Source organism: Herbaspirillum sp. C7C8, assembly GCF_022627875.1.
Lineage (GTDB): Bacteria > Pseudomonadota > Gammaproteobacteria > Burkholderiales > Burkholderiaceae_D > Herbaspirillum.
On the sequence record NZ_JABXGG010000011.1, the window covers coordinates 86,461 to 104,435 of the forward strand.

Genomic DNA, 17,975 nt, shown 5'->3' on the forward strand with positions numbered 1-17,975 from the left:
GATGACGACATTGCAGGTCAGGATCGCGGCGCGCCGTGAGGAAGCCGACGGCATCATCGGGCTGGAACTGGTGTCGCCGGATGGCAGTGCCTTGCCGGCCTTTACTGCGGGGGCACATATCGATGTGCATCTGCCGGGCGGCATGCTGCGTCAGTATTCGCTGTGCAACGCGCCGCATGAGCAGCATCGCTATCAGATCGGTGTATTGCGTGATGCCCATTCGCGGGGCGGTTCCGTGGCGGTGCATGAGGTGTTGAAGGTGGGCGACCTGCTCACCATCGGCGTGCCGCGCAACCAGTTCGCGTTGGTGTCGGCGCCGCACAGTCTGCTGCTGGCGGGTGGTATCGGGGTGACGCCCATTCTGTGCATGGCCGAGGCGCTGGCGGCTTGCGGGGCTTCTTTCGAGATGCACTATTGCGCCCGTTCGCCCGCCCGCCAGGCGTTTCGCGAGCGCATCGCGGCATCGGGATTCGCTCGGCGCGTGGTGCATCACTATGACGATGGTGATGTTGCACAGAAGCTCGACCTCGATGCCTTGCTGTCACAGGCCGATCCGGCCACCCATCTTTACGTCTGCGGCCCTGCCGGTTTCATCACGCATGTGGTGGAGACTGCCCGTGCGCGTGGCTGGCCGGAGGCGCAAGTCCATTTCGAATACTTTGGTGCGGCGCCGGTGCAGGCTGACGGCAATGGCAGCTTTGAGGTCAGGCTGGCCAGCAGCGGGCAGGTCTACCGCATTCCGGAGGACCGCACGGTGATCCAGGTCTTGTGCGAGCACGGTGTGGATGTGCCGGTGTCCTGCGAGCAGGGGATCTGCGGCACCTGTCTTACGCGCGTGCTGGAGGGTGAACCGGATCATCGTGATCAATATCTGACCGATGAGGAACGCGCGGCCAATGACCAGTTCACGCCGTGTTGTTCACGGGCACGGAGTCCCTTGCTGGTGCTGGATTTGTAGCGTAATACGAAGCAACTGGCCGTAAATCATTTATACCAATTAAAACGTGAGGAGACATGATGAGCGAGATGATCAATACCCGACGCCGCCACCTGATGTTGGCCGGGACGGCATTGGCCGCCGTTGGTGCGCCGCTGGTGGCGCAAGCGGCAGAGACGTTGAAGGTGGGGCTGATCGTGCCGATGTCGGGGCCGTTTGCCTCGACCGGGCGGCAGATCGAGGCGGCGGTCAAGTTGTATCAGCAGAAGTTCGGTGACAGTGTGGCCGGACGCAAGGTGGAGATCTTGTTGAAGGATGACGGCGGGGTCTCGCCCGATGTGACCAAGCGTCTGGCGCAGGAGTTGGTGGCGCGTGAGAAGGCGCAGGTGCTGATGGGCTTCGGGCTGACGCCCTTGGCGCTGGCGGCTGCACCCATTGCCACGCAGGCCAGGGTGCCGATGATCGTGACGGCGGCGGCGACTTCCATCATTGTCCAGCGTTCACCCTATATCGTGCGTACCGGGTTTACGCTGGCGCAGGTGACCTCGCCACTGGCGTCCTGGGCGGCGAAGAATGGCATCAAGAGTGTGGTGACCTTTGTTTCCGATTACGGGCCGGGGCTGGATGCAGAGAAGGTGTTTGTGAAGACTTTCTCTGAAGCCGGTGGCAAGGTGATGGAGAGTGTGCGGGTGCCTTTGCGCAATCCGGACTATGCGCCGTTCCTGCAGCGGGTCAAGGATGCCAGGCCGCAGGCTTTGTTCGTTTTTGTACCTTCCGGTGAAGGAGCTGCCGTGTTGAAGCAGTTCACCGAGCGGGGATTGGCGGCGGCGGGAATTCGCCTGATCTGTACCGGCGATGTGCTCGATGATGACCTGATGGCGGGTATCGGTGCGGCCGCCAAGGATGTGGTGAGCAGTCATCATTATTCTGCTGCGCATCCTTCGGCGGCCAACAAGGAATATGTGGACGCGATGGCCAAGGCTAACAAGGGGATGCGGGCCAATTTCCATTCTGTCGGTGCCTACGATGGTATGCACCTGCTCTATGAATCCCTCAAGAAAACCTCCGGCGATGCGAATGGAGAAAAACTGCTGGCTGCCATGAAGGGGATGAGCTGGGAGAGTGTGCGCGGGCCTGTTTCTATCGATCCTGCTACTCGCGATATCGTGCAGACGGTTTATATGCGCAAGGCTGAGTTGCGCGGGTCTGAGTTTTATAACGTGGAGTTTGATCAGGTGGAGAAGGTGCGGGATCCTGGGGTTTGATTTTTTTGGGAGGGGTAGTCTGCACGGGCTGCTTTCCTGCGCTCTAGCTTAATGCTTATCTTTCTCCGGTCGGGAGAACGCGCCGGGAGCGGCCCGGCAGCCGCTCACTTTTCTTGTCTCGCCAAGAAAAGTAAGCAAAAGAAGGCGACCCCAAAGAGCCAGCCCTCCTTCGGAGGGTCCCCGCCGCAGCGAAGCGAAAAGTGGGAAGGATAGAGTCGCTACGCTCCGACTATCCTTCTGATCCACTTTTCGCTCCGCTGCGGCGGCTGGCTCTATGGGGAGAGTCCACTCGGGCTCGCCTGCGGCCTCGCCCGGTCTCCGACTCGCCTTCGGCTTTGGGTTGGCTCGCCTGTGGCATCGATTTTTTCTTCGATCAACGTCCTGCTTTGGTTTTTATTGTTTAAGTCATTAAATTATTTCTGTCCGTTCGTCCTGAGTAGTCGCGCAGCGACGTATCGAAGGCGCAAGAACGCCAACGCAAAGCCGAAGGCGAGTGGTGTGCCTCACGATGCCGAAGGCGAGGCGTTTAGGTCGTCCGCATCTGCGCCGCCGGTTCAGAAGCCAACAAAACGGATCAGAAAAATAGTCGGAGCGAAGCGACTCTATTTTTCCCGTTTTGTTGGCTTCTGAAGCGGGGACCCTCCGAAGGAGGGCGGTGCAGTTGCGGTCGCCTTCTTTTGCTTACTTTTCTTGGCGAGACAAGAAAAGTGAGCGGCTGCCGGGCCGCCCCCGGCGCGTTCTCCCGACCGGAGAAAGATAAGCATTAAGCTAGAGCGCAGGAAAGCAGCCCGTGCAGACTACCCAAAACCGTAAATCATCAAAACAGCAAAACAGAAAAACAGCAAAACCGCATCAAAGCCCATCAATAAACCCACAAACCAATTCAGCAAACACAGCCGGCTGCTCAACAGCACTGACATGCGAGGCTTCTGTAATGACCTCCAGCCGTGCACCAGCAATCCCATCCACCAGCGCCTGCGCCATGGCCACCGGTGTCCCCTGATCCAGTTCCCCCGCAATCACGAGGGCAGGCACGTGAATGGCCCCCAACCGGGAAGACGTATCGACAGTCCCGACAGCATGACAGCACCCCACATACCCCACCGCATCGGTGGTGACCAGCCGATGCCGATAGCGCGCAACAGTGGCCGCTTGTGCAGCACGGAAGCCCTCGTGGAAATACCGCCCCATGACCGCATCGGCAATCACTTCGATCCCTTGAGCCCGCACGGTAGCAATCCGCTGCTGCCAAACCTCGCGCGCCGCCTCAGGATAGGCAGACGTGGTATTGGCCAACACCAGCGATCGCACCAGCCCCGGATGCCGCAAGGCCAGCTCCTGCCCGACCATGCCGCCCATGGACAAACCGACCCACACCACCGGCCCTGTATCCAGCTCGCGCAACAAACGGGCCGCATCATCGGCCAGATCCGCCATGCTGTAGAGCCCATCGATCTTCTCCGAACTGCCATGCCCACGATGATCGTAAGCAATCACCCGACAATCGGCCGCCAGCAGATTGGCCAGCCCGTCCCACATCATCAGGTCGGTACCCAGCGCATGCGAGAGCACCACTGTATGACGCGGCGCCTTGCCATTGCGGGGTTCGCGCAAGGTGTAATGCAAGGCCGGTGACGAAACGGTGCGGCCCTCGTGCCCCACACCCGGATGCACGCTGCCGGCCGGCGCCTGCGGTACCACGGCATAACCGATCTGCTCACCCACTTCACGCAGGATTTTCTGCGCATGCGTGAAAGCCGTATTGCCCGCCGGCACACCCGCATAGACCGCCGCCTGGATCATGACTTCCTTCATCTCGTCCGGGCTGAGCCGCGTGGTCGCATCACCGGTCAGCCCGGCGCGTACGTGCAGTTCGAATTCTTCCCAGCGCCCCAGCGCAATGGTGATGGCCAGCACGATGATGCGGCGTGTCTTGTGGTCCAGCCCGGGACGACCCCAGATCTCGTTCCACGCAAAACGCGTGATCAGGTTCTGAAAGTCGGCGTTGAAATTGGTGGCATTGGCCACCGAACGGTCAACCCATTGGTCGCCCAATACACTGCGGCGATTGCGCATGCCGCGCTCGAAATCATGGTCCAGCGGATCGTAGCTCATGTGGTGCTCTCTTTGTCTCGGTGTGATGGGTGGAGGTGGAGAATTCAGCAGGTCAGTGCGCCAGCTGGGCGCGCAAGTGTTCAAGCCGCCCTTCGGCAATGCGGCGCGCAGGGCGGGTGGCTTGCACCGGATCGAACAGGCCACGCAACATGCCCAGGTCGATTTCCTGGCGCAACTGCGCATCCCCCTCTACGGCATCGACCAGCACGTCAACCAGCTGCGCGCCATCGGCTACAGCCTTGCGCGTGAGTTGTTCCAGCAGACTATGTGCCCGTGGGCGACCGATGACGCCAGCCAGCGCAATCGAGGCCGACTCGGCAAACACCAGACCCTGCAAGGCATCGATGTTGCGCAGCATGCGCGCCTCATCAATGACCAGCCCGGCAAAGGCATCATTGAGCGCGCGCAGTGCACCGTGCACACCAAGGAAAAGCCCCGGCCATTCGGCCAGTTCGGCCTGCCAGTTGCCCAGCCCGCGTTCGTGCTGCTGCGACATCGCACCCAGCAGCGTGGCGGCTTGCTGTGGCGCTCGGGTAGCAGCGGCCAGGGCGATCATGGACGACACCGGATTGCGCTTGTGCGGCATCGCCGACGACCCGCCACGACCATTGCCGGAGGGCTCGGCCAGTTCGGCAATCTCGCCCTGTGCCATCAGTGACAGGTCGGTGGCGATCTTGCCCAGGCTGCCCGCCAGCACCGCCATCTCGGTACCCAGGCGTATCCACTCGTCACGCTGGGTATGCCAGGCCGCCTCGGGGGTCTTCAAATCGAGGGCCGCAGCCATGCGTGCCGCCACCGCTGGCCCTTTGTCACCCAGCACCGCCAGCGTACCGACCGCACCACCCAGTTGCAGTTGCAAGGCGCGCCCGGCCAGCGCCTGCAATTGCGCGCGCGAACGCAACAGGGGCGCGGCCCAGTTGCAGAACTTGAAGCCCAGACTGGTCACCTGCGCCGGCTGCATCAGCGTGCGCGCCAGCACCGGTGTATCCAGATGGGATTGCGACAAGTCCAGCAGGCGGCGCGCCAGCTGATCCAGTTCGCCATCGACCAGCCGCAAGGCTTCACGCGTGACCAGCACCATGGCCGTATCCAGCACATCCTGGCTGGTGCTGCCCCAGTGCACGTGGGTGGCGGATTCTTCGCTGTAGAGGGCGACCGTGCGTTGCAATTCCTTGACCAGCGGAATGGCCAGCGCACCGGCGCGCCGACCGGCCACGATGAGGGCGTTGATGTCGTAGAGCGGGGCGCGGCAGACGCTGGCAATGGCACGCGCGGCGGCCTCGGGGATGATGCCCTCGGCGGCTTCGGCCTCGGCCAGAACCTGTTCGAAGCGCAGCATGGCTTGTACCACCGCCTGGTCGTCGAACACCGCAATCATGTCGGAAGTGGTGAGGAAGCTGTCGAAGATCGAAACGCTCATGAAGTCTCCAGTGCTTGCCCTTGCGGCGCGATCCAACGCAAGCGGGATCCGGCAAGCAAATGCTTGCGGATCCCCATGCTCGTCACGCCGAAGAGGGCGTTCAGATGTAGTCGAAGAATACCGTCTCGCGCGCACCCTGCATGTGGATATTCCACAGGTAGCTGCCGTCAGGCTGCTTGCGGGCAATCAGGGTGTCACGACGGTCGGCCGGGACCTGCTCCAGCAGGGCCGATTGCGCCAGCGCCGGGTCGTCCTCCAGGAAGACGGCCGTGAACTGGTGCTTGACCAGGCCGCGCGCAAACACGGTCACGTAAGCGACCGGCTTGCCAGCCGGCGCCTGGGGCTGCGAAATCGAAAATGTGAACCCGCCCTCCTCATTGGTGGGCACGCGGCGATATCCGGGAATGGCATGTGAAGTTTCTGACGCAGCGCTGCCCGGCAGCCAGGCTTCGGCCCAGGCGTCATTGATGGGAACGCCATCGCCATCGAGAATGGCGCCGCTGATCTTGACCTGCGGTGCACTGCTCTCCACGCGGGAGGTCAGTTCCACGGCCCAGGCCCAGGCTTCGTGCGGGAAGGGGCCGATGGTTTGCGAAGTGGTGATGTTGCTCATGTGGTCTCCTGCCTTGTGTTCAGATGCCCATGGGCGTGGCGTTGCGGCCGCGCAGGACGATGTCGAATTCATAGCCCAGCATCTTGTCATCGACCGTCTCCTCCAGCGAGAAGCGCGAGATCAGGCGCTGGCGGGCAGCCTCATCAGGGATGCTCTGGAAGATCGGATCGTAGGCGAACAGCGGATCGCTGGGAAAATACATCTGCGTCACCAGACGCTGCGCATAGATGTTGCCGAACAGCGAGAAGTGGATGTGCGCCGGACGCCAGGCCTTGTGGTGATTGCCCCAGGGATACGGACCGGGCTTGATGGTGACGAAACGATAGCGGCCATTGTCATCGGTGAGCATCTTTCCAAAACCGGTGAAGTTGGGATCCAGCGGCGCATCGTGCTGGTCCTTCTTGTGGAAGTAGCGCCCGGCTGCATTGCATTGCCAGACTTCCAGCAGGGAGTTGCGCACCGGCTTGCCATCTTCGTCCAGCACGCGACCGGTGACGACGATCTTCTCGCCCAGCGGCTCGCCCTTGCCCTGCGCGGTCAGGTCCATGTCGTGCGGCAGGATCAGCCGGGGCGAGGCGAACAGATTGGTGCCGGTGGCGGTCTCGTCGCGCACGCGCAGCGGTGCTTGCGTAGGGCCGCGCTTGACGGTGGACTTGTAGGGGGGATAGATCAGTTCCGGATAGACTCCGGGTTCGATGGCATCGAATTGCATGAGGTCTCCTCAGGTCGACGGGGATGAATGCGGCGTCGTCCTCGAATTCCTTGCCTGCCGGAATGGGCGATTGGCGCGCCGTGCTTGGGTGTGGACAGATAGTAGGCAAGCCCGACACCGCTCTCAAGGCCAACGCAGCGCAGCATATTCGCCATGCGCCCGCTTTGTGCGAGAATCGCACAAATGGCCGATTTTCTGCATCCACGGGAAAACGGTAGAGATCAGCTTGTTTTATCCACAGGGCGGGGAACCCATGCAGCAACAGCCAATCGATGACGAGCCGGAGGCGAGCGAAGACGGCCCCCTCAAGCGTGACCTGGTGGCAGGGCTGGAAAAAGGCTTGCAGGTCATCGAAGCCTTCGACCAGGAGCGCTCGCGCCTGACCATCGCCGAGGTGGCGCAACTGACCGGCCTGACCCGCGCCGCCGCCCGTCGCTATCTGATCACGCTTACGCACCTGGGCTACATGCGGCACGACAACAAGACGTTCTCGCTCACGCCGATGGTGCTGCGGCTGGGACAGTCCTATCTGCATTCGGCGCGGCTGCCGCGCATCGTGCAGCCGCTGCTGTACCGGCTGGCCTATTCGCTGGGCGAGGCGGCTTCCTGCGGGGTGCTCGATCATGACCAGCTGGTGTGCGTGGCCGCGGTCAGCGCCGGGCAACTGGTCTCGACCACCCTGCAGCCCGGTACGCGGGTGCCGGCCTACTGCACCGCCAATGGCCGCATCCTGCTGGCCAACCTGGCCCCGGCGCAGCTCGATGCCATCCTCGCGCGTGCCCAGCCGGAGGCCATTACCGCCCATACCATCACCGATGTCGAACGATTGGGACTGGAAATCGCCCGCGCCCGCGCGCAGGGTTATGCGCTGGTGGATCAGGAACTGGAACTGGGTCTGCGCACCATGGCCGTACCGGTGCGCAACTTCCGCGGTGAGGTGGTGGCGGCGATGAATATCAGCGTGCATGCGGCCCGCATGAAGCTGGAAGACATGGTGGAGCGCTGCTTGCCGGCCATGTTGAAGATACAGGTGGAGCTGGGGGCGCTGCTGTGAGGCGTGGCTGAATTTCAAAGATGGCGCACCGGTTTTTGTTTTTGCGCCATTGCCGGAAACGGCATGCGAAATACTCATTGCTCCACGTGCGTACGCCGATATTGCTTGGGCGTCACGCCCATGTGCCGTTTGAAGAGCCGGCTGAAATACGCCGGATCCTGAAAGCCCAGTTCATAGGCAATCGTCGAAATCCCCGAAGGCACATAGGTCAGCTTGCGACAAGCCTCCAGAATCAAGCGCTGCTGCGCCAGGTCGAAGGCTGAATGCCCGGCCAGCTTCAGGCACAGGCGATTGAGCCGGCTGGGGGTGATGCGCAACTTGTCGGCATACACCGCCACCTGCCACTGCTGCTTGAAATGCTGCTCCACCAACGCACGAAAGCGCGTGAACAATTCAAAGTCGCCGCGTCCGGACAACTCCGCCGAGCGATGATCCGCTTCCAGTCGCACCAGCAGCAGCATGACGCTGCGCGCCAGCCATTCCAGCATCAGCGTGTGACCGGTGCGGGGCGCAGCGGACTCGGCGATGAGCAGGCGCAGCAGGGTTTCCATGCGTTCTCGCAGCTCCGGCACACGCGCCAGTTCGATGGCCATCGGTCGCAGGAACAAGGGCGAGAACAATTCTCCATGCGCCTCGCTGCCGCCGGCCGAAAACACGACGTGCGGATCGACCGTGAGTACGAAGCCGATCGCCTGTTCCGAAAAATCGAAACCGTGTACCAGCGAGGGATGAATGGTAATGACCACCGGTCCGTCGGCCTCCCAGACTTCCTCTTCCATCAGCGCGCTGACATGACCGGACATCAAAAAAAGTACCTGAAAAAGCCCGGCATGCGTGTGCGGTGCAATATGCCAGTCATGCACACGGCTGCGTGTCTCGATCAGCTCGATATGGACAGACTCTGCGTCCTCCTGCCGGGAAGCCTCGCCATACAAGGAAAATTGCGGTACGTCGGCGGTGCGGGGTTTGCTGCGGGGCAAGGGCATAGGGTCTCCATCTTCTATGTCGCGATCAAGCGTTGTGATTGTGCTCTGTAAAAATAGTACAAGTAATTGGCGGAATCATCCATTTTTTATTCGACCACCGCCGTCTAAGATCGCTCTCACATCAAGAACAAGAACAGATGACATGCCACCCGCTTCGGGCGCGCGCCACGGTGCGCCTGCAACGAAAACGGTGCCTGACCTTTACACGGAGACCTCCACCATGCGTACCCAAGTCGCCATCATCGGCGCCGGCCCGGCCGGTTTGTTGCTGTCCCATCTGCTGCATCTGAAGGGCATCGAATCAGTCGTGCTGGAAACGCGCAGCCGCGAAGACATCGAATCCACCATCCGTGCCGGCGTGCTGGAACAAGGCACGATGGACATCCTCACCGAGACCGGCGTGGGCGAGCGCATGAAGCGCGAAGGCGCGCTGCATCACGGTATCGAGCTGGCCTTCGGGGGGCGTCGCCACCGCATTGACCTTACCGAGCTGACCGGCCAGGCCATTACCGTCTATGCCCAGCATGAAGTCATCAAGGACCTGGTGGCCGCCCGCCTGGCTGCGCAGGGGCAGTTGCTGTTCGGTGTGAGCGGCACCAGCATCGAAGGCATCGAGACCAGCAAGCCGTGCGTACGCTTCATGCACGCGGGTGAGCAGCATACGCTGGAGGCCGATTTCGTGGCCGGTTGCGATGGCTTCCATGGTGTCTCGCGCCCGGCCATTCCCGAGGGCAAACGCCAGGACTACCAGCGCATCTATCCCTTCGGCTGGTTCGGTGTGCTGGTGGAAGCACCGCCCTCTTCGGATGAGCTGATCTATGCGCAGCACGATCGTGGTTTCGTGCTCGTCAGCACACGCTCGCCGACGGTACAGCGTCTGTATTTTCAGTGCGATCCCAAGGACAGCGTGGACAACTGGAGCGATGACCGCATCTGGAATGAATTCCATACCCGCCTGGAAAACGGCGATGGCTGGCGTGTCAAGGAGGGCAAGATCTTCCAGAAGGGCATCATCGGCATGCGCAGTTTCGTCTCCACGCCGATGCAGCATGGCCGCCTGTTCCTGGCTGGTGATGCGGCCCACATCGTGCCGCCCACCGGAGCCAAGGGGCTGAACCTGGCCGTGGGCGACGTCAGGCGCCTGGCCCAGGGCATCGAGGAGTTCTATCGCACCAACAGCGAGCAAGGGCTCTCGTCCTATACCGAGCAGGCCTTGAAACGCATCTGGCGCGCCGAGTATTTCTCCTGGTGGATGACCAGCATGCTGCATACCTTCGAGGATGCCTCGCCCTTCCAGCGCCAGATCCAGCGCGCCGAGCTGGAGAACGTGGTCAATTCGCGCGCACTGTCGACGGCACTGGCGGAGAATTACGTCGGCGCATTCTGAAGCGTTGGCGCCCCGTTGCAGCCACAATCCGGAACGCCCGCGCAAGCGGGCGTCGTCATTGCCGGAGCATGGTCCCGACGGCATCCGCAGCACGCACCCGCCTGCGCGCGAGGCTCTACAATGGCGGCATGAACCTGCCCGAACTCCACACCCTGATCTGGGACGAATTGTGCCGCGGTGCCAGTCCCGCACGTTCCCCGTTTACCATCTGGCAACTGGCCACTGTGGGCCTGGACGGTGCGCCCCAGTTGCGTTCCATCGTCTTGCGCGAGGCCAATATCTCCGCCGGGACGCTGTGCTTTCACACCGATCTGCGTTCACCGAAGCTGGCCGAGCTCCGTGCCGATGGCCGCGTGGCGATGTTGGCGGTTGACCTGGATCGTCATCTGCAACTGCGCCTGAACGGCGTGGCGCAGGTGGTGCAGGATGCCACGCGCATTCGGGGCATGTGGACCGGGTCCAGGCCGCATACGCTGATCCTGTACAAGACCCCGCATGCACCCGGCACACCGATTGCCCAGCCCGAAGAGGGGCATGTGCGGGAGCAGGACAGGGGCGATGGCTTCGAAAATTTTGCCCTGGTGGAAGTGCGGCTGGAGCGCATCGAATGGCTGGACCTCACACCGAACCAGCATCGCCGCGCGCGTTTTGAACGTGGGCAGGTGCCATGGCAAGGGCAGTGGATTGCGCCCTGAGGGTGGCGCGCATCAGGCCAGTGCGGGATAGGTGAATCCGAGGAAATGCACGGCATTGAGCATGAAGTGCAGCAGGATCGGCGCCTCCAGACGTCCGGTGCGCCGGAAGACCCACGCATAACCGAGGCCGGCCATCCCGGCCATGACCGCATAGCTCAGGCCGCCGCCAAGATGGGCGGCACCGAAGAGCAGCGCGGAGGCCGTCATTGCCAGCCCTGTCCCGCCGCGGATGTGCTGCAAGGCGCTTTGCAGCCGATGCTGGATGACGCCGCGGAAGAAGGCTTCCTCTGCCACCACCGTCAACAGCAGATTGATGGACAGGAACTCCACGGTAAAGTCCGGCCACTTCAGTGCGGGCCTGACCAGGCCCGCCACACAAGCCGCTCCCATCACGAGCGCGATCGTCACGGCACCCGGCAGCAGCGTCTTGCAGAGCATCTCCCGCCATTCCCGCCACGCATGGCAGCGTGGCGCCAGCAGTGCCAGCAACAGCAGTCCGGCGCTTCCTTTGTCGAGATTGGCAAAGAGCATGAAGGGCCGCGCATCGGCAGTCATGGCCGCTGACGGGAGCACCAGCACATTGTGGAAACCCGGCCAGCGATGCAATGCCAGCAGCAGGGCCAGCAGCAAACTCAGCGCCAGCAGACTGCGGCGTTGCCATGCGTTGGACGCATGGGTCGTTCCCAGGGCGGTGACGCCCAGCAGGACGATGCCTGTGGCGGCGCCGGCATCGAGTCGTCCATCCTGCAGGCCCATGGCCACGGCCAGTGTCAGCAGCGGCAGCCACGGTGCGAGGGTCCAGCAGCCCGGCAGCCTCAGGGAGGGCAGCCAGACGCTGCAGATGGCGAGCATCAAGAGAACAGCGGAAGGCATGGAGAAAAAGGCAGAGTGCGACGAAGCCAGTGTTTTAACATGGCGACCCGTCAGAGGGCCAGAGCTTGAGGTCTGTTCACGATGCGCAATTTCGGTCAGGATTTGTTCCGCTCTTTCTTGCACAGTATGTCCCGTGAACCGAGGACCCGATGAACGACGACCGCCAAAAGACCAGCCAGGCCCGCTATCAAGCCCGCTTCGAACGTGTGCTCGATCATATCGAGGCGCATCTCCATGCCCCGCTGGAGATGGAGCAGCTGGCGGCTGTCGCCCATTTTTCACGGTTCCATTTCCAGCGGCAGTTTGCTGACTTTACCGGCGTCGGGGTGGCGCGCTACATCCTGCTGATGCGTCTGAAGCATGCCAGCCATCAACTGGCCTTTCAGCCAAAGCGGCGCATCATCGACATCGCCCTCGAAGCCGGTTTCGAAAATCCGGAATCCTTCACGCGCGCTTTCAGAAGTGCCTTCGGCCAGTCGCCTTCGCAGTTTCGGCGCGCACCGGACTGGCCTTCATGGAACGAGCGTTTCGTCTTCCGCATCCCTGAAAGGAAAGTGCAAGTGCAAGTAGAAATCGTCGACGTCGAACCCATCCGTATTGCCCTGCTGGCGCATCGCGGCCCCGTCAACCAGCTCAACGCCACCGTGGCGCGCTTCATCGAATGGCGCAAGGCGTCCGGGCTGTCGCCGGTGGAGCGCTGCCGTACCTTCGGTCTGGCCTGGGATAATCCCGACACCACGCCCCCGGAGCAATTCCGCTTCGGCATCTGCGGCGAAGTGGACGCACAGGTGCCGGGCAATGCGCAAGCCGTGGTGAGTTCCCTGATCCCGGGTGGGCGCTGCGCGCGTGTGCGTCATGCGGGCGCGCATGAACGCCTGGGAGAGAGCATCTATCCGCTGTATCGCCAGTGGCTGCCGGAGAGTGGTGAGGAGTTGCGCGATTTCCCGCTGTACTTCCACTATCTCAATCTCTTGCCCGATACACCACCGGGCGAGTTGCTCACGGATATCTACCTGCCCTTGAAGTAAGCGCTGTGGCGAGGGGGAAAACGGGAAGAAGACTTCACGCCACCAGGGCGCGCGAGAAGTGCGCCATCTGGTGCGCGGGCACCAGCAGCGGCACGAAGGAAGCATTGTTCATGGCGAGCCAATAGGGCAGGTGCGGGCTGGTATCGAAGCCGTAGTTGCTGTCGTCGAGCTGCCAGAAGCGTGGTATCGCCAGCGGCGGCGGTACCCGATGTTTGAGCTGGTCGAGGCTGACCAGGCGCTCGGGACAGGGCTGGAAGCGGGCCAGCGCGCTCTTTTCTCCACCGGGCGCAAAGCCGGAGCTGGCAAACCATTCCAGCACCTTGCGCGGCGTGGCCTGCAGGCTGGCCCAGTCGTGCAGGGCATCGGCGCGCTGGCCGGTGCTGCGGGTGCAGGCGCTGACATACAGCTCGACCATGCCCAGCAAGGCGGTGGGGACGGGGACTCGGACTTTGGCAAACGGCAACATCGGCGGGGCTTCCTGGCTGTACAGATGGGCAGATCCTGCTGGAGCGGATCATCGAGCTTGTCACTGTAGTCATTCTTGCTACTGTCGGCGATCGGGGAAATCCTGACCGTCTGTCTCCCTCTTGTCTGGCGCAGTCAGGAATTTCCCGATGCCGGGCGCCGCGCCAGTCCTGTAAAACGTGTGCTGTAGCCATTGTCGGCTTGTGTACTCTGACAGGATGTTCTCTCGCAGCATGAATTTTCCCAGCATCATCATGATCGACCCCAGCCAGGAGGCCGCCGAGCTGGCGCGCTTCGCCTTGTGGCGTGCTGGACTGCATTGCCTCTTCCGGTCCTGCCCGGACCTGGCGACGGCGCGTCGCTGCCTGCTGCAGGGGCGCCGCCAGAGCGATGGCGGCGCGCCCAGCCTGATTCTGCTGGAGTCCGAGATGGAGTGCGGCGACGGCCTGCAGCTTTTGCGCGAGTTGCGCGCGAGCAAGCATCTGGCTGCTGCCCCGGTGGTGGTCTTTCCTTCCCACGAGACCGAGGGCGAGCGTGCGGCACTGGAGGCCGGTGCGACCGAATACCTGCCCAAGCCGGTCGATGGAGAACACTATGCGCGTTGCGTGGTAGCGATGGTGGAGCGCTGGTGCGATGTCAGCGAGGCAGCCGCACCGCTGGCCGAGGCCGTGGTGCAGGATGCGCTGGCAGGCGAGCCCGCGCATCCGCAGCGGCGCCAGGAGGATGGCTTGCCGCGCGGCGGACGGTCGCACTGAGTGAGGCAAGGTGGGGCGCAGCAATCAGCAAACATCAAACAGCAAAGGGCCGCAAGGCCCTTTTTTCATGTGCGCCGCAGCGCCTATCGCCGCGTCTTGATCTTGGGCGTGGGCAGGGCGGTCTTGTACTTGATCTGCTTGAGGGCGAAGCTGGAGCGGATGTTCTTGATGCCGGGGATCTTGGTCAGGTGATCGACGATGAAATGCTCCAGCGTCAGCAGGTCGGGCACCACGATGCGCAGCAGGTAATCCTCGTCGCCGGTCATCAGATAGACTTCCATGACCTCATCGAAGGCACTCACCGCCGTCTCGAACTGGGCCAGCGCTTCGGCACCCTGGCGCTCCAGGATGACTTTGACAAAAACGTTCACCTTCAGGCCCAGCAGGTGCGGATCGGCCAGCGCTACATAGCGGGAGATGATGCCTTCGGTCTCCAGACGCTTCACACGGGCCAAAGTCGGCGAGGGGGAGAGGTTGATGCGGCTGGCCAGCTCCAGATTGCTGATCGAACTGTTCTCCTGCAGGATGTTCAGGATGCGCAAATCGGTGGTGTCGAGTTCCATTATCGAAATTTAATTCTGTCAGTTTCAGTTTCGCAGCACTGGATGCTGAATATTGTACGGCAACTTCCCATCTTAAGTGACTCATGCCGGGGCATAGGGCGTATCGTAGTCCGGTGCTTCGATCACAGTAGCCCTCAACGACAACAAGGCCAAAAAGGCGTCGGGTGCTCGGAGACGGATGGCGCGGCCTGTGTTTTACCGGCTTTTCGTCTCTTTGCATAGAGCAGTGATGCACCCGGCCCGGCGCACCCAGACAGGAGAACAGGAAGTGGACATGTCCCGCCCCAGCGACAGCGATATTGCCCGCGATATCGACCTCGATACCCAGGAAACCCAGGAGTGGCTGCAAGCGCTGCACAGCGTGCTGGCCGAGGCCGGTCCGGAACGCGCGCGCTTCCTGCTTTCGCGGCTGTCGGCAGCGGCTCAGCAATGGGGCGTGAACTGGCGCGATGCGCGCAATACCCCTTACGTCAACACGATCCGCCCGGAACAGGAGCCGCCCTTCCCTGGTGGCTCCGATGCCCAGGCCATTGAGGAGCGCATTGCCAGCATCATGCGCTGGAACGCGCTGGCCATGGTGGTGCGCGCCAACCGCGCCTATGGCGAACTGGGCGGGCATATCGCCAGCTATGCCTCGGCGGCGGACCTCTTCGAGGTCGGCTTCAACCACTTCTTCCGCGCCCGCGATGCGCAATTCGCGGGCGATGTCGTCTACTTCCAGCCGCACTCCGCGCCCGGCATCTATGCGCGGGCCTTCCTCGAAGGCGCCCTCGCCGAAGAGGATCTGGCCTACTACCGGCGCGAGATCGAGGCCAAGCGGGTGGGGCGCCAGGGTCTGTCGTCCTATCCGCATCCCTGGCTGATGCCGCAGTTCTGGCAGTTCCCGACCGGTTCCATGGGCATCGGCCCCATCAATGCCATCTACCAGGCGCGCTTTTTGCGCTACATGGAGCATCGCGGCCTGTTGCAGGATCAGGGGCGCAAGGTGTGGGGCGTCTTCGGCGATGGCGAGATGGACGAGCCCGAATCGCTGGCCGCGCTCTCGCTGGCCTCGCGCGAGAAGCTGGACAATCTGATCTTCGTGGTCAACTGCAACCTGCAGCGGCTCGATGGGCCGGTGCGCGGCAATGGTCATATCGTCGATGAACTGGAGACGCTCTTTGCCGGTGCCGGCTGGAACGTCATCAAGCTCTTGTGGGGCTCGGACTGGGATGGGTTGTTTGCGCGTGACCGGGACGGCGAACTGGTCGATGCCTTGAATCGTACGGTGGACGGGCAGTTGCAGACCTTCGCCGCCAATGATGGTGCTTTCAATCGCCAGCATTTCTTCGGCCAGACGCCGGGCACGCGCGCCATCGGCGCCACGCTCACCGATGAGGAAATCAATCGCCTGCGTCGCGGTGGCCATGACATGAAGAAGATCTTCTCGGCCTACCAGGCGGCGGCCAGCCATCGTGGCCAGCCCACGGTGATTCTGGCGCAGACCAAGAAGGGCTACGGCATGGGCGCGGCGGGCGAAGGCAAGATGACCACACACCAGCAGAAGAAGCTGGATGAAGAAAGCCTGCTGCAGTTCCGCGACCGCTTCAAGCTGCCGCTCACTGATGATCAATGCCGTGAGCTGGCCTTCTACAAGCCGGCCGATGACAGTCCGGAGATGAAGCACCTGCATGCCCGTCGCGCCGCGCTCGGCGGGTATCTGCCGCGCCGCCAGGCCGGGCAGGCAGGGCGCGCGGTGCCGCCGCTGGAGGCGCACGCCCGGTTCGCGCTGGAGGCCGACGGCAAGGAGATGTCCTCCACCATGGCGCTGGTGCGTCAGCTCGGCAATCTGTTGAAGGACAAGGATTTCGGCCAGTATGTCGTGCCCATCGTGGCCGATGAGGCGCGCACCTTCGGCATGGCCAACCTGTTCCGTCAGGTCGGCATCTATTCGTCGCAAGGGCAGTTGTATGAGCCGGAGGATATCGGTTCCATCCTCTACTATCGCGAAGCGAAAGATGGACAGATTCTGGAGGAGGGCATCACCGAGGCCGGCGCGATTTCTTCCTGGACCGCAGCGGCCACTGCCTACTCGGTGCATGGCACGCCGATGCTGCCCTTCTACATCTACTACTCGATGTTCGGTTTCCAGCGCATCGGCGATCTGATCTGGGCCGCTGCAGACCAGCGGGCGCGCGGCTTCCTGATCGGGGCTACCTCGGGGCGCACCACACTGGGCGGCGAGGGCCTGCAGCATCAGGATGGCAACAGCCTGGTGACGGCAGCGTCGATTCCCAACTGTGTTTCGTACGACCCGGCCTATGCGTATGAGCTGGCGGTGATCCTGGATGAGGGCATGCGCCGCATGATGGAACGCGGTGATGACGTGTTCTACTACATCACTGTCACCAACGAGAACGAGGCTCAGCCCAGTCTGCCGGACGGCGTGCAGGAGGGGATCCTGCGCGGTTTTTACTGCCTGGGTAGCAAGGCGGGTGCGCAGGTGCGCTTGCTGGGCTCGGGCCCCATTCTCAAGGAGGCCGTGGCCGCAGCGGCGCTGCTGCAGCAGCACTGGCAGATCGAGGCCGAGGTGTGGAGCGTGACCAGCTATACCGAGCTGGCACGTGATGGCGTGGCGACGCAACGTGCCCAGCGCCTGTCGGCCAGCCCGGCCCAGCCCTATGTAACGGCGCAATTGCAAGGCAGCGCAGCGCCGGTGATTGCGGTGAGCGATTACATCCGCAGCTTGCCCGAGAGCATCCGCGCGTTCGTGCCGGCGCCGTATGTGACCTTGGGTACGGACGGGTTTGGTCGCAGCGATACGCGGGTGAATCTGCGTGACTTCTTCGAGATCGATGCGCGCTGGATTGCGTATACGGCCTTGTGTGAAGTGTGGGGGGAGGATCGTGCGCGCTTGGAAGACGCGGCGCGGACCTTGGGTATCGATACCGGCAAGCCCCTGTCTTCCACAGTATGAAGCGTGAGAGGCAACAGATGAATGCCGGGCCGCCGGATTGAAAATCTCTCATCTGGCGCGACCCCGTGTTTGCTATAGTGAAAACCGCCCGTGCATCACGGGCGGTTTTTTATTGCGCCGTGATGCGCATCGTCCATGACATACCGTGAGT

The 17,975-nt window shown here is 62.5% G+C and carries 16 protein-coding genes; 8 read left to right on the forward strand and 8 right to left on the reverse strand.

Annotated features, from left to right (window positions below):
* Position 1 precedes the first annotated feature (1 nt).
* Positions 2–958, forward strand: coding sequence for a PDR/VanB family oxidoreductase (locus HWE01_RS14295; protein WP_241822194.1), 957 nt, complete (start codon positions 2–4; stop codon positions 956–958).
* 56 nt (positions 959–1,014) lie between these two features.
* Positions 1,015–2,202, forward strand: a complete 1,188-nt coding sequence (locus HWE01_RS14300) for an ABC transporter substrate-binding protein (protein ID WP_502798443.1) — start codon at positions 1,015–1,017, stop codon at positions 2,200–2,202.
* 852 nt (positions 2,203–3,054) lie between these two features.
* On the opposite strand, the gene pcaCD is transcribed toward HWE01_RS14300, so the two are convergent.
* The 4 genes from pcaCD to pcaH form a co-directional block, all read right to left on the reverse strand.
* Entirely contained in the window at positions 3,055–4,317 is a 1,263-nt protein-coding gene (gene pcaCD / locus HWE01_RS14305; protein ID WP_008332174.1) for a bifunctional 4-carboxymuconolactone decarboxylase/3-oxoadipate enol-lactonase PcaCD, read from the reverse strand.
* 52 nt (positions 4,318–4,369) lie between these two features.
* Positions 4,370–5,737 (reverse strand): 3-carboxy-cis,cis-muconate cycloisomerase, encoded by a 1,368-nt coding sequence (pcaB, locus tag HWE01_RS14310; RefSeq protein WP_241822160.1) that lies wholly within the window; start codon positions 5,735–5,737, stop codon positions 4,370–4,372.
* 100 nt (positions 5,738–5,837) lie between these two features.
* Positions 5,838–6,350, reverse strand: coding sequence for a peptidase associated/transthyretin-like domain-containing protein (locus tag HWE01_RS14315; protein WP_008332171.1), 513 nt, complete (start codon positions 6,348–6,350; stop codon positions 5,838–5,840).
* A 19-nt stretch (positions 6,351–6,369) separates the two neighbouring features.
* Positions 6,370–7,062: a protocatechuate 3,4-dioxygenase subunit beta gene (gene pcaH / locus HWE01_RS14320; RefSeq protein WP_008332170.1), complete on the reverse strand. Its 693-nt coding sequence runs from the start codon at positions 7,060–7,062 to the stop codon at positions 6,370–6,372.
* 253 nt (positions 7,063–7,315) lie between these two features.
* On the opposite strand from pcaH, the gene HWE01_RS14325 reads away from it, so the two are divergent.
* Positions 7,316–8,116: an IclR family transcriptional regulator domain-containing protein gene (locus HWE01_RS14325; protein ID WP_175344408.1), complete on the forward strand. Its 801-nt coding sequence runs from the start codon at positions 7,316–7,318 to the stop codon at positions 8,114–8,116.
* Between the two features lie 74 nt (positions 8,117–8,190).
* On the opposite strand, the gene HWE01_RS14330 is transcribed toward HWE01_RS14325, so the two are convergent.
* A complete protein-coding gene (locus HWE01_RS14330; protein ID WP_008332168.1) occupies positions 8,191–9,102 on the reverse strand; it encodes a helix-turn-helix domain-containing protein in 912 nt (303 codons plus the stop codon).
* A 220-nt stretch (positions 9,103–9,322) separates the two neighbouring features.
* On the opposite strand from HWE01_RS14330, the gene HWE01_RS14335 reads away from it, so the two are divergent.
* The gene (locus tag HWE01_RS14335) at positions 9,323–10,489 is read left to right on the forward strand and encodes a 4-hydroxybenzoate 3-monooxygenase (RefSeq protein ID WP_241822161.1); all 1,167 of its coding nucleotides are present in this window, start codon (positions 9,323–9,325) and stop codon (positions 10,487–10,489) included.
* Between the two features lie 128 nt (positions 10,490–10,617).
* Positions 10,618–11,184, forward strand: a complete 567-nt coding sequence (locus HWE01_RS14340; RefSeq protein ID WP_175344405.1) for a pyridoxamine 5'-phosphate oxidase family protein — start codon at positions 10,618–10,620, stop codon at positions 11,182–11,184.
* A 12-nt stretch (positions 11,185–11,196) separates the two neighbouring features.
* On the opposite strand, the gene HWE01_RS14345 is transcribed toward HWE01_RS14340, so the two are convergent.
* Complete coding sequence (locus HWE01_RS14345; RefSeq protein WP_241822162.1) at positions 11,197–12,036, reverse strand: CPBP family intramembrane glutamic endopeptidase; 840 nt, start codon at positions 12,034–12,036, stop codon at positions 11,197–11,199.
* Between the two features lie 170 nt (positions 12,037–12,206).
* On the opposite strand from HWE01_RS14345, the gene HWE01_RS14350 reads away from it, so the two are divergent.
* Positions 12,207–13,085: an AraC family transcriptional regulator gene (locus tag HWE01_RS14350; protein ID WP_241822163.1), complete on the forward strand. Its 879-nt coding sequence runs from the start codon at positions 12,207–12,209 to the stop codon at positions 13,083–13,085.
* 34 nt (positions 13,086–13,119) lie between these two features.
* Here the strand turns inward: HWE01_RS14350 and HWE01_RS14355 are convergent, their stop codons facing one another.
* Positions 13,120–13,551, reverse strand: coding sequence for a hypothetical protein (locus tag HWE01_RS14355; protein ID WP_241822164.1), 432 nt, complete (start codon positions 13,549–13,551; stop codon positions 13,120–13,122).
* A gap of 232 nt (positions 13,552–13,783) precedes the next feature.
* Between HWE01_RS14355 and HWE01_RS14360 the strand changes: the two genes are divergently transcribed.
* Positions 13,784–14,305 carry a response regulator gene (locus tag HWE01_RS14360; RefSeq protein WP_008332160.1) on the forward strand — a complete coding sequence of 174 codons (522 nt, stop codon included), beginning with the start codon at positions 13,784–13,786 and terminating at the stop codon, positions 14,303–14,305.
* An 83-nt stretch (positions 14,306–14,388) separates the two neighbouring features.
* Here the strand turns inward: HWE01_RS14360 and HWE01_RS14365 are convergent, their stop codons facing one another.
* On the reverse strand, positions 14,389–14,868 hold the full coding sequence (locus HWE01_RS14365; RefSeq protein ID WP_006461679.1) for an Lrp/AsnC family transcriptional regulator: 480 nt from the start codon (positions 14,866–14,868) through the stop codon (positions 14,389–14,391).
* A 274-nt stretch (positions 14,869–15,142) separates the two neighbouring features.
* Between HWE01_RS14365 and mdeB the strand changes: the two genes are divergently transcribed.
* Positions 15,143–17,824: an alpha-ketoglutarate dehydrogenase gene (gene mdeB / locus HWE01_RS14370; RefSeq protein WP_241822165.1), complete on the forward strand. Its 2,682-nt coding sequence runs from the start codon at positions 15,143–15,145 to the stop codon at positions 17,822–17,824.
* The last annotated feature ends 151 nt before the right edge of the window (positions 17,825–17,975 follow it).

Excerpts from the sequence above, each read along its gene's own strand:
- HWE01_RS14295 (WP_241822194.1), top strand. The coding sequence starts at position 2 with ATGACGACATTGCAGGTCAGGATCGCGGCGCGCCGTGAGGAAGCCGAC.
- HWE01_RS14300 (WP_502798443.1), top strand. The coding sequence starts at position 1,015 with ATGATGAGCGAGATGATCAATACCCGACGCCGCCACCTGATGTTGGCC.
- pcaCD (WP_008332174.1), bottom strand. The coding sequence starts at position 4,317 with ATGAGCTACGATCCGCTGGACCATGATTTCGAGCGCGGCATGCGCAAT.
- pcaB (WP_241822160.1), bottom strand. The coding sequence starts at position 5,737 with ATGAGCGTTTCGATCTTCGACAGCTTCCTCACCACTTCCGACATGATT.
- HWE01_RS14315 (WP_008332171.1), bottom strand. The coding sequence starts at position 6,350 with ATGAGCAACATCACCACTTCGCAAACCATCGGCCCCTTCCCGCACGAA.
- pcaH (WP_008332170.1), bottom strand. The coding sequence starts at position 7,062 with ATGCAATTCGATGCCATCGAACCCGGAGTCTATCCGGAACTGATCTAT.
- HWE01_RS14325 (WP_175344408.1), top strand. The coding sequence starts at position 7,316 with ATGCAGCAACAGCCAATCGATGACGAGCCGGAGGCGAGCGAAGACGGC.
- HWE01_RS14330 (WP_008332168.1), bottom strand. The coding sequence starts at position 9,102 with ATGCCCTTGCCCCGCAGCAAACCCCGCACCGCCGACGTACCGCAATTT.
- HWE01_RS14335 (WP_241822161.1), top strand. The coding sequence starts at position 9,323 with ATGCGTACCCAAGTCGCCATCATCGGCGCCGGCCCGGCCGGTTTGTTG.
- HWE01_RS14340 (WP_175344405.1), top strand. The coding sequence starts at position 10,618 with ATGAACCTGCCCGAACTCCACACCCTGATCTGGGACGAATTGTGCCGC.
- HWE01_RS14345 (WP_241822162.1), bottom strand. The coding sequence starts at position 12,036 with ATGCTCGCCATCTGCAGCGTCTGGCTGCCCTCCCTGAGGCTGCCGGGC.
- HWE01_RS14350 (WP_241822163.1), top strand. The coding sequence starts at position 12,207 with ATGAACGACGACCGCCAAAAGACCAGCCAGGCCCGCTATCAAGCCCGC.
- HWE01_RS14355 (WP_241822164.1), bottom strand. The coding sequence starts at position 13,551 with ATGTTGCCGTTTGCCAAAGTCCGAGTCCCCGTCCCCACCGCCTTGCTG.
- HWE01_RS14360 (WP_008332160.1), top strand. The coding sequence starts at position 13,784 with ATGAATTTTCCCAGCATCATCATGATCGACCCCAGCCAGGAGGCCGCC.
- HWE01_RS14365 (WP_006461679.1), bottom strand. The coding sequence starts at position 14,868 with ATGGAACTCGACACCACCGATTTGCGCATCCTGAACATCCTGCAGGAG.
- mdeB (WP_241822165.1), top strand. The coding sequence starts at position 15,143 with ATGTCCCGCCCCAGCGACAGCGATATTGCCCGCGATATCGACCTCGAT.